Source organism: Hansschlegelia quercus, assembly GCF_004310425.1.
Classification (GTDB): domain Bacteria; phylum Pseudomonadota; class Alphaproteobacteria; order Rhizobiales; family Methylopilaceae; genus Methylopila; species Methylopila quercus.
The window spans coordinates 54,531-67,073 of the sequence record NZ_SIUB01000007.1 but is presented as its reverse complement, the minus strand read 5'-3'; the positions used below and the strand labels follow the sequence as shown (position 1 = coordinate 67,073).

General features: G+C 68.5%; 12 protein-coding genes. 7 read left to right on the top strand and 5 right to left on the bottom strand.

The window, feature by feature from the left end; all coding sequences use genetic code 11:
* Window positions 1-82: 82 nt before the first annotated feature.
* Complete coding sequence (locus EYR15_RS13715) at window positions 83-556, bottom strand: YcgN family cysteine cluster protein (protein WP_131004127.1); 474 nt, start codon at window positions 554-556, stop codon at window positions 83-85.
* Between the two features lie 594 nt (window positions 557-1,150).
* Here EYR15_RS13715 and EYR15_RS13710 point away from each other — a divergent pair.
* Genes EYR15_RS13710 through EYR15_RS13700 form a run of 3 tightly spaced genes read left to right on the top strand, consistent with a single transcriptional unit; the run spans window position 1,151 to window position 4,403 of the window.
* Window positions 1,151-3,265, top strand: coding sequence for a transglycosylase domain-containing protein (locus EYR15_RS13710; protein ID WP_131004242.1), 2,115 nt, complete (start codon window positions 1,151-1,153; stop codon window positions 3,263-3,265).
* Window positions 3,265-3,843 (top strand): DUF1214 domain-containing protein, encoded by a 579-nt coding sequence (locus tag EYR15_RS13705; RefSeq protein ID WP_131004126.1) that lies wholly within the window; start codon window positions 3,265-3,267, stop codon window positions 3,841-3,843. Before EYR15_RS13710 ends, EYR15_RS13705 begins: the two co-directional genes overlap by 1 nt.
* Window positions 3,840-4,403: a DUF1254 domain-containing protein gene (locus EYR15_RS13700; protein ID WP_131004125.1), complete on the top strand. Its 564-nt coding sequence runs from the start codon at window positions 3,840-3,842 to the stop codon at window positions 4,401-4,403. The genes EYR15_RS13705 and EYR15_RS13700 overlap by 4 nt, the downstream gene beginning before the upstream one ends.
* 6 nt (window positions 4,404-4,409) lie before the next feature.
* Here EYR15_RS13700 and EYR15_RS13695 read toward each other — a convergent pair whose 3' ends face one another.
* On the bottom strand, window positions 4,410-5,195 hold the full coding sequence (locus EYR15_RS13695; protein WP_131004124.1) for a hypothetical protein: 786 nt from the start codon (window positions 5,193-5,195) through the stop codon (window positions 4,410-4,412).
* A 457-nt stretch (window positions 5,196-5,652) separates the two neighbouring features.
* Here EYR15_RS13695 and EYR15_RS13690 point away from each other — a divergent pair, with 457 nt between their 5' ends.
* From EYR15_RS13690 to EYR15_RS13680, 3 genes are all read left to right on the top strand, one after another.
* Window positions 5,653-6,768 carry a DUF2336 domain-containing protein gene (locus tag EYR15_RS13690; RefSeq protein WP_131004123.1) on the top strand — a complete coding sequence of 372 codons (1,116 nt, stop codon included), beginning with the start codon at window positions 5,653-5,655 and terminating at the stop codon, window positions 6,766-6,768.
* Window positions 6,769-6,876: 108 nt separating this feature from the next.
* A complete protein-coding gene (locus EYR15_RS13685; protein WP_205741654.1) occupies window positions 6,877-7,881 on the top strand; it encodes a flagellar motor protein MotA in 1,005 nt (334 codons plus the stop codon).
* Between the two features lie 16 nt (window positions 7,882-7,897).
* Window positions 7,898-8,920, top strand: coding sequence for a peptidoglycan -binding protein (locus EYR15_RS13680; RefSeq protein WP_131004122.1), 1,023 nt, complete (start codon window positions 7,898-7,900; stop codon window positions 8,918-8,920).
* A 31-nt stretch (window positions 8,921-8,951) separates the two neighbouring features.
* On the opposite strand, the gene EYR15_RS13675 is transcribed toward EYR15_RS13680, so the two are convergent.
* Both EYR15_RS13675 and EYR15_RS13670 read right to left on the bottom strand, forming a co-directional pair.
* The gene (locus tag EYR15_RS13675) at window positions 8,952-9,362 is read right to left on the bottom strand and encodes a GNAT family N-acetyltransferase (RefSeq protein WP_131004121.1); all 411 of its coding nucleotides are present in this window, start codon (window positions 9,360-9,362) and stop codon (window positions 8,952-8,954) included.
* Between the two features lie 5 nt (window positions 9,363-9,367).
* Complete coding sequence (locus EYR15_RS13670; RefSeq protein ID WP_131004120.1) at window positions 9,368-11,194, bottom strand: ABC transporter transmembrane domain-containing protein; 1,827 nt, start codon at window positions 11,192-11,194, stop codon at window positions 9,368-9,370.
* Between the two features lie 213 nt (window positions 11,195-11,407).
* On the opposite strand from EYR15_RS13670, the gene rpmE reads away from it, so the two are divergent.
* On the top strand, window positions 11,408-11,638 hold the full coding sequence (gene rpmE, locus EYR15_RS13665) for a 50S ribosomal protein L31 (protein ID WP_131004119.1): 231 nt from the start codon (window positions 11,408-11,410) through the stop codon (window positions 11,636-11,638).
* A gap of 125 nt (window positions 11,639-11,763) precedes the next feature.
* Here rpmE and rcdA read toward each other — a convergent pair whose 3' ends face one another.
* Entirely contained in the window at window positions 11,764-12,288 is a 525-nt protein-coding gene (rcdA, locus tag EYR15_RS13660; RefSeq protein ID WP_131004118.1) for a protease adaptor protein RcdA, read from the bottom strand.
* Between the last annotated feature and the right edge of the window lie 255 nt (window positions 12,289-12,543).

The window sequence follows — 12,543 nt, the reverse complement described above, 5'->3', positions numbered from 1 at the left end:
CGATTCTTGTAGACGGCAACTAGGTAGGTCTTCTGTTCAATCGAAGTCCGAAGGTCCGACTCAACCCTTTTGCAATTAGAGCCTACCCCCGCTTCACCCACCGCCCCGGCCAGCTTACGATCCGGTCTTCGATCTCCTCCAGCGGCACTTCCGTCTCGTCGCCGAACACCCGTCCGCGCACCGAGACGCCCGCCTCGTGGACCGTGTCGGGGCTGCCTGAGACCAGCGGGTGCCACCAGGCGAGGTCTTTTCTGTCGCGGACGAGGCGGTAGCCGCAGGTGAGCGGGAGCCAGCCGAGGTCCTGGACCTCCTGCGGCGTCAGGCGGACGCAGTCCGGCACGTGGGCCTTGCGGTTCTCGTAGTCCTTGCAGCGGCAGGAGCCGCAATCGAGCAGGCGGCAGGAGACGTCGGTGTAGTAGACGCGCTCGGTCTCCTCGTCCTGCAGCTTGAGCAGGCAGCAGCGGCCGCAGCCGTCGCACAGGCTCTCCCATTCGCTCGGCGACATCTCGCTGAGCGTCTTGGTCTTCCAGAAGGGTTTTGGGGCCTCGCCGTCCATCGGCTTTCGCGTCGCCCGAAATGGCGGTTGACGCAAGGGATTTGGCGCGTGCCCGGCGCCCGCGGCGGGCATGGCCGTGTTCGGAAGCGCCGCCCCGCGCCATCACCCTCCGTCGTCATGCCCGTCTTTGGGCCTCCATGACTTTTTCCGTCCGGCGCCCACGTTCTTCGATCAAGTCGCGGATCCCCTTTCGAGGCATGACGAGGCATGCGCCGCCTTCGCATCATGCGGCGCGCCGCCGCGCCCTTAACCTTCCCACAAGTCCCTCCGCCGGACCCTTGCATGGGGGCCGTGGAAGGGGTCATGTGCTCACCTTGAGGGGCCCTTGGCGGGTACGCGCGGAGTTTTGTTTTGGGGGGCTGGCGCCAAGCGTTTCTACCGAAGGCCCGGGCCGCCATCCTTGGCGTCGAGGCCTTTGTCGCGCGCGTCTCCGCGACCGCCGGACCGCGCGCCTACGCGCTCGCCGACCGCGCGCTGACGGCCGCGGAACAGGCCAAGGCGAAGCGGCGCGAGGCGCGGCTCGCGAGAGAACGCGGGGCGCCGCCGCTCGCCGCGCCGCAGGCTGCGCCCAAACGCGAGCGGAAGCCCTTCAGCCTGAAGCACGCGCTGCTGGCGTTCGACAGCTGGCTCGATCATTCCTTCTGGCGCTTGGGGCCGACGGCTTCGCGAAAGTGGGACTCCGTCTGCGCGGCGTTTGACGGGTTTCGCGCGCGCGGCTGGCGGCGGGTCGCAGCGGAGCTTTTCGGCGAGACGCTGACGCTCGGCGTCGCGGGCTCGGTGCTGGTGCTGGCGCTGGCCGTGCCCGCCTTCCGCGAGACCGGGCCGGACTGGCTGACGCGCGCCGACCTCTCCGTGACCTTCCTCGACCGCCACGGCGTCGAGATCGGCAAGCGCGGCGTGATGCAGAACGACGGCATCCCGCTGAAGGATTATCCCGACCACCTGATCAAGGCCGCGCTCGCGACCGAGGACCGGCGCTTCTACCAGCACTTCGGCATCGACGTCGCCGGCACGCTGCGCGCCATCGTCACCAACGCCAAGGCGAACGGCGTGCGGCAGGGCGGCTCGTCGATCACCCAGCAGCTCGCGAAGAACATCTTTCTCACAAACGAGCGCTCGATCGAGCGCAAGATCCGGGAGGCGTTCCTCGCTCTGTGGCTGGAGCACCACCTGACCAAGGACGAGATCCTGAAGCTTTACCTCGACCGCGCCTATATGGGCGGCGGCGCGTTCGGGGTGGACGCGGCTGCGCATTTCTACTTCGCGAAATCGGCGCGCGACGTGACGCTGGCCGAAAGCGCGATGCTGGCGGGCCTGTTCAAGGCGCCCAGCAAATACGCGCCGCACAACAACCTCGCGGCGGCGCGCGCCCGGGCGGACCAGGTGCTGACCAACCTCGTCGACTCCGGCTTCATGACCGAAGGCCAGGTGCAGGCGGCGCGCTTCAACCCGGCGACGCCGACGCCGGTCGCCCAGATCTCGAGCCCGGACTACTACCTCGACTGGGCCTATGGGGAGGTGCGCGGCCGCGCGGCCGAAGGCGCGTTCGGCGGCCAGCGCGTGCTGGTGGTGCGGACCGCGATCGATCCCGCGTTGCAGCGCCACGCCGAGGGCGCGATCGAGCAGATGCTGCGGCAGTACGGCGACCAGTACGACGTCGACCAGGCGGCGGCGGTGATCATGGAGCCGGGCGGCGCGGTGCGCGCGATGGTTGGCGGTAGGGATTACGGGCAGAGCCAGTTCAACCGCGCGGTGGACGCGCTGCGGCAGCCAGGCTCGTCGTTCAAGACCTATGTCTACGCCGCATCGTTTGCGAGCGGGAAGTATACGCCGGACAGCGTGATCGTCGACGGGCCGTTCTGCGTGGGAAACTGGTGCCCGCGCAACTATGGAAGACGCTTCGCCGGCAAGGTTCAGCTGACGACGGCTTACGCGAAGTCGATCAATACGGTGCCTGTGCGTCTGGCGGCAAGCATAGGCCAGCGCCCGATCATCGATCTCGCGCACAGGATGGGCATCCGCAGCAAGCTCGTCCCCGGCCGCGCCTTCGCGCTTGGCGTCGAGGAGGTTTCGGTGCTCGACCACACCTCAGCCTACGCCACAATCGCCAACGCCGGCCGCAAGGCGACGCCTTACGCTGCGATCGAGGTGGCGGATTCGAAGGGCGACGTCATCTGGCGCCACGACCGCAACGTGAAGCCGCCGGAGCAGGTTCTCGGCCCCTATGTCGTGGCCGACATGGCGAAGATCATGCTGGCGGTTACCGAGCAAGGCACCGGCGGGCGCGCGCGGCTCGACGGCTATCAGGTCTGCGGCAAGACCGGCACGTCGCAATCCTATCGCGACGCCTGGTTCGTCGGCTTCACGGGGTCGTTCGTCGGCGGCGTCTGGTTCGGCAATGACGACTTCACGACGACACGCGAAATGACCGGCGGCTCGCTGCCAGCCATGACGTGGAAGGAGATCATGACCTTCGCGCATCAGGGCCTTGCGCCGCGGCCGATTCCTGGCCTGCCGCGTCCTGGCGGGGGCGACGTCGCGGCAGCCGCGGCGCCGACGGATGACGGGGGAACCGGCGTGTTTCAGTCGCGCAACCTCACCGATGGCGGCGCGCGCGTGCTCGGCGCGATCGTCTCCGACGTCGCCGCCGCGGCAGCCCCCGGCCGGGCGTCGCTCAACGCCTCCAGCGGATCGGTCGCGGCGCGCTGATGCGTCTGGTTCTCTGGGTCCTCGCGGTATTCGCGCTTGCGGCGTCGATCGGCCTTGGCGCGACGTGGTGGACCGTCGCGAACGGCCTGCCGGCCACGGGCCTCGTCATCGGACCGTGGCGGAGCGAGCCGGACGTTGGCACGCTCTCCGCCGATCCCTATGAGCGCGCCGGGGCCGCGCGACGCGGCGAGGCGCCGCTTTCGATCGGCGATGGCCTCGCCTTCATGGCCGCGACCGACGATGAGGGTCGCCCGCTCGAGGCCGCCTGCGACTATGCGCTTGAAGGCGCCCTCCCCCCGGCGCGGCTCTGGACAATCGCCGCGTTCGATCCGCAGGGACGGCGGCTCTCGAAGCCAGGCGAGGAGCCGGCGCTCACCAGCGCAAACGCCGCACGCACGGTGGGAGCGCCTCTGGCGCTCACCCTGTCGCGCGAGCCGGCCCCGGGAAATTGGATGCAGCTTCACGGCGCAGGCGCGTTCCGGCTTCGCCTCACGTTCTACGACACTGCGCTCGGCTCCGCTCTCCAACGGGAGATTCCGGGCGTTCTGCTCTCGATCAAACGAGGGCTCTGCCGATGATGCAGCTTATCTACGGCCTCGCGCTTGCTCTCGCGCTCGGCGGCCTGACGCATGTCTCGACTTTGCTCGCCGTACCGCAGCTCGCGCGCGAGGGCGCCTACGACAGGCTGGGCTCCTTGTCCGCCGACGGGCGCTTCGTCGTGCTTCCGGATGAAGCGCCCGACGCGGACATCTTGCCCTTCCGCGACCCGGCCTTCGTCACGGCCGCCTGCCGCTATGATCTCTCGGCCGGAGCGGTCACGATCAAGGCCGCGCTGCCCGGAACCTATGGCGCGCTCTCCGTCCACGACCGTTACGGCCAGCCCTTCTATGCGCTCACCGATAAGGCGGCGGCGAGTGGGGCGGTCGAGGTCACCGTGCTCAGCGCCGAGGACGTCGCAGCTGCCGAAGTCGAGGACGCGCCAGAGGGGCGGCCGGCGCTGCGCATCGTCTCGCCGACCAAGACCGGTTTCGTGCTCGTTCGCCTGTTCGCAACCGCGGAGAGCGCACGGCCGGGCCTGCGGGAGGCCGCCGCGACGGCGAGCTGCGCGCGCGCCGCGAGCCGGACGCTCAGCCCCTGATCGTCCTCAGCCTTTGAAGACGCCGCGGGGGGCGAGCGGGCGAAGGCTGCCAAGCACCGCGGCGAATTGGTCGATCGCGGCCCCCGCCTCCAGCGCGAGCCGGTCCGGCGTCTCCAGCGTCAGTCGTTCGAGCGCGTAGCGGTAGGCCGCCAGCCGCTCCTCGAAGCTGTCGCGGACCCAGGCGATGAACAGACCGTTCTCCGCGATGCGCTGCTCGCCCTTGCCGCGCTCGTCCGGCCTGACATCCGGCATCAGATCGAGCGCCCTGCCCCGCACGCGGTCCCCTTCGGCGACCTTGGCCGCCGCCCGGAAGAACGGCTCGACGCGCCGGGTGTCGTCGACCACGTCGTCGATCAGCCGCTCGTAGCGCGACCGACTGGAGGCGTAGTCGATCGAAATAAGGGTGCGGACGTAGTTCGCCTTGTCGAGACGCAACCGGTTGACAGGCAGGATGCGGGTGCGCTTGAGCTCGGCCAGCACGCGACCGCGCCGTTGCTCGTCGAGCGGCGGCATCACCACGCCCCAGGCGAGATCGCGCATCGCGACCTCGTCGTCCGTCATGCGGTAGGTCGAGACCGGCTCGCTCCGCGCTCGCGCCGCCGCATCGCCGGCGACGGGGAGCGCGAGGTCGTCGATCACGTTCGGCTTCGGTCGGCCGAAATCGCCCGTCTGGGGGATGCAGCCCGTTAGAAGCGCAAGCACCGCCACCGCGAAAATGGCCGCCGCTCTGCCATCACGACCTTCACCTCCGCTAGGCGGCGAAGACGCCGCCCGCGCGGAGGCTTCGCTCACGATGAGCTCGGAACGCCACCCGGCGCCAAGCCAGCGCCACGCGATGAGCCTTCTCCGGCGGGGCGCTCATAGCGCACGCCGGTGAAGAACAGGATGTCGGCGCTTTGCGGACGGTCGGCGGCCGGCCGCCGTTGCGGCTGACGCGACGCCGGACGCGGCGCGGTCTGGAATGCGAGCACAAGGCCCATGTCGTCCTCCCCCTCGAAGGGTCAGGTTCGCCTATGGCCCTGGGCGTCGTCGCCCAAGCGGGCCTTCTGTTCAGATTGAAGGGTCCCCTTGGTTAACGAGGAGTTACCGACTGCAGGTTGGCCGCCTGGGAAGCCATTTCGTTGCGGCTGAGCCACACGACGCACGGGCCGAAAGCTCTGAATTAACGCTTCGCTAACCATGATCTTCCTACCGTCGCGCAACTCGATGGCGTCTCCGGTCGCCCCGTCACGCCAGCATCGGACATGCGATGAGTGAGGATCTGCTGCCGGTCGAGACGCTCGAGAGCCTATCCCGTCAGGAAGGCGTCGATGTCCGGCCGATCCTGCTGCGCGTACTGACCGACCTGTTCATCCAGAAAGCGCACCACGCGCCGGAGGAAATCGTTCGTTACGAGGAGCTGACTCTCCAATTGCTCGACGTCGTCGACGCCGAGACCCGTGAAATCGTCGCGACGAAGCTCGCCGGCGACATGCGCACGCCGCCTTCGATCATCGAGCGCCTGCTCTCCGACATGATCTCGGTCAGCGCGCCCGTGATCGCGCGCTATCCCGGCCTCTCGCGCAAGACCGCGATGAACATCGCTCTCGATGGCTCCACCGCGGCCGTCGTCGCGGTCGCGTCCCGGCCCGACATCGACGCCGATCTTTCCCGCATCCTCGCCAGCCACGATGAAGACATCGTGGCTGAGACGCTCGTCGCAAACCCTGCGGCGGCGCTTGGAGAGACGACGCTGCCCGCGCTCGTCACCCGTTCCTTACGGTCGCCGACGCTTGCGGTCGCGTTGCTGGGCCGCGAGGACATCGACTACGCGGCGCTCGCCCCTCTTTATCTTCACGCGGTTCGGGAACGCCGTGCGGCGATCCGGGAGGCGCTCGGCGCTCGCCATCGCGCCGGCGTCTCCCGCTCGCACGATTTCGTAGACGCGAGCGCAGTCGAGATCGCCGCTGCGAGCGGCAGCGGCAAAGCTGTCGCCGATGCGCTGGCCGAAGCGCTCGGCCTTCGGCCCGCCGACGCCGGCTGGCTTGCGACCGAGCCGAGCGGTGAAGCTTTCGTCATGCTGCTCAGGGCGGCCGGCCTCCAGAGCGAAGCGATCGCTCGTGCGATCCTCGTCTGCCAGCCCGAGATCGCGCGCTCCGTGCCGCGCTTCTTCGACCTCGTCGAGATCGCCGAGGCGACGCCGCGCGCCGTTGCAGCCGACATCGTGGCCGCGCTGGTCGGCGCCGAGGCGCCGGCCGTTACGACGCCTCGACACCAGCCGCTCTTCGAGCCGATGGGTGTGAAGGAGCGTGGCGGCGCAGCCCGAGCCGTAAACCGCACGCGCAGGGTCTTCGCGAAGCCCAACGAAGGCCAGCAGCGCAGCTGAAGCTCGAGCGGCTCAGTATCGGTCCTTGGTGTCGCAGTGAGGCACTTTCTCAGGCCTCGAAAGCGTGGTGTATCTTCCGTCAGACACGCTTTCGAACCGGCCGGCGCAATGTCACTTTCCGAGCTCGATCCCTACAAGATGTCGTCGCCGCGGGTGTTCCTGCTGCGGATGCTGATCTTTCTCGCGCTCGCCGGCTTCGTGGCGCTGATCCTCAATCAACAAATCGCGCGCGCCTTCGTCTCCAATCCCGGCCTCAACGGGCTGATCTTCGCCGTTCTCGTCATCGGCGTGCTGCTGACGTTCCGGCAGGTGATCCGTCTCTTCCCCGAGGTGCGTTGGGTCAACGCCTTCCGCATGTCGGAACCCGGCCTCGCGCTGCGCGAACAACCGAAGCTCCTCGCGCCCATGGCCTCGCTGCTCGGCGACCGCATCGGCGTCGCGCCGATCGGGCCGGCGCTAATGAGCTCGATCCTTGATTCGATCGGCACCCGCCTCGACGAGGCGCGCGAGATCGGCCGCTATCTCACCGGCCTGCTCGTCTTTCTCGGCCTGCTCGGCACCTTCTGGGGCCTGCTGGAGACGGTCGGGTCAATCTCGAACGTTATCTCCTCGCTCGGAGGCGGCGGCAGCCAGGACACCTCCGTTCTGTTCGAGGAGTTGAAGTCGGGCCTTGCAGGGCCGCTGGCCGGCATGGGCACCTCGTTCTCCGCATCGCTGTTCGGCCTCGCGGGCTCGCTGATCCTCGGCTTCCTCGACCTTCAGGCCGGGCAGGCGCAGAACCGCTTTCACAACGAGCTCGAGGACTGGTTGGCGGCGGTCGCGGCCGCGAGCTCCGATCTCGACGAGGTCTCGCCGTCGCGGAGCTTCCGCGGCGAGGCCACGCCGCAGCTTGCGGCGGCGATGGACCGGCTCGCGACCGTCATGTCGGATTCCGGCACAAAGACCGCGAACCAGGCCACCTCCCATCTTGCGGAAGGCATCCAGGGTCTCGTGAAGCACATGCGCTCCGAGCAGCAGATGATCCGGGACTGGGTCGAGGCGCAGGCGAGCCAGCAGGCTGAGATGAGGGCCCTGCTCGAACGCGTGCTGGAGAGCCGCGAGAGGACCTCGTGAGAGCGGAGCGCGCGCTATGGCGCTGAGCGCTCGCAGGCGCTACCGCCCGGTCGACTATTGGCCGGGCTTCGTCGACGCGCTGTCGACGCTGCTGCTGGTCATCATCTTCCTGCTCACGGTCTTCATGATCGCGCAGTTCCTGCTCGGCCGCGAGGTCACCGGCAAGGACACCGCGCTCGAACGGCTGAACGCCCAGATCTCGCAGCTGACGGAACTTCTGGCCCTTGAGCGCGCGGGCTCGCGCTCGTCGAAGGACGAACTCGCCGGCCTGCAGGCGAGCCTGACCGCCGCCGAACGCGAACGCGACCGGCTGCGCAGCGACGCCGCGAGCGGCGCCGATCGGGCGCGCGCCGAAGGCGGCCGCGCGGAGGCGCTGACCGCCCAGCTCGACCAGGAGAAGGAGGCGACCGGCCGGGCGCTGACTCAGGTAGAATTGCTCAACCAGCAGATCGCTGCGCTGCGCCGCCAGATCGGCGCGCTTGAGGACGCGCTGAATGCCTCCGAAAGCCGCGACCGCGAGAGCCAAGCCAAGATCGCCGACCTCGGATCCCGTCTCAACGTGGCCCTTGCCCAGCGCGTGCAAGAGCTTTCCCGCTATCGCTCCGACTTCTTCGGCCGCTTGCGCGAGATCCTAGCCGATCGGCCGGACGTCCGTGTCGTCGGCGACCGCTTCGTGTTCCAGTCCGAAGTGCTGTTCGCTGCCGGCCAAGGCGAACTCAACGACGCCGCTAAGCCCGAGCTCGACAAGATCGCCGCCGCCCTCAACGAACTCGCGGCGGAGATCCCGCCGGACATCAATTGGGTGATGCGCGTCGACGGCCACACTGACATCCGCCCGACGCGAAACGCCTTCCCGTCGAACTGGGCGCTGTCATCGGCCCGCGCCATTGCGGTGGTGCAGTATCTGATCACCAAGGGCATACCGCCGAACCGCCTCGTCGCAGCAGGCTTCGGCGAATTCCAGCCGCTCGACACCGCCCAGACCGAGGACGCCTTCCGCCGCAACCGCCGGATCGAGCTGAAGCTCACCGAGCGTTGAGCTGACGAAGCATCGGCTCGGGCCGAGGCAGCTAGGACAGCGTCTTCCTCAAGAACACCCGCTCCACCCCTTCCGGATGGTCGGGGATCGCGCCGAAGGCCTCGTAGCCGAGCTTTTCGTAGAAGCCGCGCATCGGCGTGAAGCAATCGACCCACAGGCCGCGACAGCCGAGCTTGCGGGCTTCGTCCTCGGCCCGCGCCATCAGTTTGGCGCCCAGCCCCTGCCCCCGCGCCTCCTCCGGGACCACCAGCAGCTCGACATAGAGCCAGCCGAAGCTCGCCTTCGCCCACAGGCCGCCCTGCGTCTCCCCGGCGTCGCGTAGAAGGATGGCGATCTGCCGAAAGCCCGAGGGTCCGACGGTCGCTTCGTTGAAGGCCACGAGCGGCCGGACGATGGCGTCACGATCGGACTGAGAAGGAGGATCGACGACGAGGATCTCCACGCCGTTCAGCCCAGCACCGCTCCAAGCCGCCTCGGCGTCTCCCCGGCGGGTCCGAACTGAAGCTCGGCCAAGCGGGCGTAGAGGCCGCGCCGCGCGACCAGCTCAGCGTGCGTCCCCTCCTCCACGATGCGGCCGGCGTCGACGACCACGATGCGGTCGGCCGCGAGCACGGTTGCTAGGCGATGGGCGATGACGAGCGTCGTGCGGCCCCGCCGCGTGGTGGCGAGCGCCTCCTGCACCAGCGTCTCGCTTTCGGCGTCGAGCGCGGAAGTCGCCTCGTCGAGCAGCAGAACGGAGGCGTCACGCAACAGCGCGCGAGCGAGCGCTACGCGCTGGCGCTGCCCGCCCGAAAGCGTGACGCCGCGCTCGCCGACGGGCGTCTCATAACCTTGCGGAAGCGACGCTACGAAGCGGTCGGCGCCGGCGAGCCGCGCCGCGGCCTCGACCTCGGCGTCGCTCGCATCCTCGCGTCCAAGGCGGATGTTGTCCCTGACCGTGGCCGCGAATACGACGGGGTCCTGGGGCACGAGCGCGACGCGCGAACGGGCTTCTGCGACGGAAGTCTCGCGCAGATCTACCCCGTCGATCGTCACGCGGCCCGCTTGCGGGTCGTAGAAGCGTAGCGCGAGGTGGAACAGCGTGCTCTTGCCGCCGCCCGACGGGCCGACGATCGCGACAGTCTCGCCCGGGGCGACGGACAGTGTGATGCGGTCGAGCGTTCGGGACAGGGGATCGGCGTGGTAGGAGAACGACACGTTCTCAAAGGCGAGCGCACCCAATGCCGGTCGCGGCAGACTCTTCGGCGAGACAGGTTCGGGAACGGCGGCCTTGGTGTCGAGTAATTCCTGAAGCCGCTCCGCCGAGCCCGCAGCTTGGCTGATCTCACCCCAAACGTTCGAGAGCTCGCCGATCGCGGCCGCCGCGAACACGGCATAGAGCACGAACTGGCCGAGCGTGCCGGGGGTCATCCGGCCGGCGAGCACGTCGTTCGCGCCCCACCAGAGCACGGCCACGACGCTGGCGAAAACCAGGAAGATGCCGACGCCCGTCAGGATCGCGCGCGCGTTGATGGCCTGCGCCGCGGCCTCGTATGAGCCTTCGACGAGGGCGGAGAAGCGCCGCGTGATCGCCCGCTCCCCGTTGAACGCCTGCACGCCGCGCATCGCGCCCAGCGCCTCGCCGGCGAGCGCCGAGGCGCCGGCGAGCGTATCCTGCGCCGTTCGCGAGCGGCGGCGCACCGAGCGGCCGAAAGCCACCAGCGGCAGCACGATGACGGGGATCGCGACGATCACCAGCGAGAACAGTTTTGGACTCGACACCGCCATCATGATCGCGGCGCCCACGAACATAAACAGGTTGCGCAGCGCTTGGCTGGCGGCCACCCCGAAGGCGGACTTGATCTGGGTGGTGTCGGCGGTGAGCCGCGAAATCAGTTCGCCCGCCCGCGAGGCGTCGTAGAAGGCCGGCGTCAGCGTGGTCAGATGTGCGAAGACCGCCTTACGAAGGTCCGCCACGACGCGTTCGCCGAGGGTGGTGACGAACCAGTAGCGGCAGGCGCTGGCGAGCGCGAGCACGGTGACGACGGCCAGCACCGCCGCGAAATAGGAGTTCACCATGCCGGTATGGTCGGCGAGCAGGCCGAAATCGACGAGGCGGCGAACGGCGATCGGTATCGCGAGCGTCGCGCCCGCCGCGACCACCAGCGCCACGAAGGCGCCGGCGAGCTTGCCCTTGTACGCGAGCGCGTATGGCCGGAGCGCCGCCAGCGGTTTCAGCGAACGTCGTGCGGCCGCATCCGCGTCCGTCTCGGGGAGTTTACGCCGGCGCGCCATTGGCGACCTTTTTTGGTGTCGTTCCAGACAGCATGGCGGGTGGTTTATGGGCCGCGACGGGGCGGCGCAAGCCTGAGGGGCTTCAGCGGTCGCGACGACGGCCCGGCGGTTGTCTGCGCGGATGCTTTGGGTTATACGGCGCGCCCAGCATCACCCAGTTTTTGAACGCCCGCGCGTTCTCCGCGCCGCCGGCGCCTGTTCGAGAGACGACCGATGAAGGCCGACATCCATCCCGACTATCACCTGATCAAGGTCGTCATGACCGACGGCACCACCTACGAGAGCCGCTCCACCTGGGGCAAGGAAGGCGACACCCTCCAGCTCGACATCGACCCCAAGACCCATCCGGCATGGACCGGCGGCTCGGCCCAGCTAACCGACCGCGGCGGCCGCCTGTCGCGCTTCAACAAGCGCTTTGCGGGCCTTGGCGTCACGAAGCAGTAACCTGCCGCGGGCGAATACCCCTGAGGCCAGACATACGAAACCCCGGTCCTTGCGGCCGGGGTTTCTCGTTGAAGAACCTATCGCCGCGGAGTTGGCGGAAGGGCTGAAGCGCAGTCAGGACGCGGTCAGCGTCCTCCGAAGGCCTGCCGCAGCAGCGCCATCTGCCCCTCGAGCGGGTTGCCGGCGGGACGGTCCTCCTCCGGAACCCGGCCGTCGAGTTGCGCGTCGAGAACCTGAACGCGCTCCTGAAGCCGCGCGGTGCGCCCGACGAGCTCCTGCAGGCGCTCCGGCAGCCGGCCGAAAACGTCATGCGACAGCGTGGAGGAGATCGGCGTCAGCTTCACCTTCTGCTTTTCGTCGCGCGCTTCGGACGCCGACATCTCGCCTTCGTTCACCGCGCGCTGCACGAGCAGCCAGGAGGCGATCTGCATAAGGCGGGTGGTGAGGCGCATGCTTTCGGTCGCGTAGGCGATCGACTCGGGACGGCCGAGCTCGCGCGATTCGGAGCGCCCGTCGCCGTCGAGATAGGCGGCGGTCTCCTCGACTAAGCCCATGCCTTCGCGGAACAGCGAGCCGAAGCCTGCCGAGCCGACGAGGCGGGCGCCGAACGACACGGCCTCGACTTCCGACTTAACGTTGGTGTCCGTCATGTCTTGCCAACCTCCGGAACGCGACGCGAGTTCCCGCACCGTTACCGGTCCCATAGCGTCGCATCAATGAGGGGTATACGGCAAATGCCGGACCATCGGCTCACTTGTCCCCACTGTCCCTGCGAACAAGGTTACCGTACGCCGACCGAAAAAAGGCCGCCCGAACAGGGCGGCCAAGGGTCGATGACAGGGAGTCGTCAAACGGAGTGGGACAGGAACCACTCAAGTCCAGAAACCTGAACGTCATCATTCATA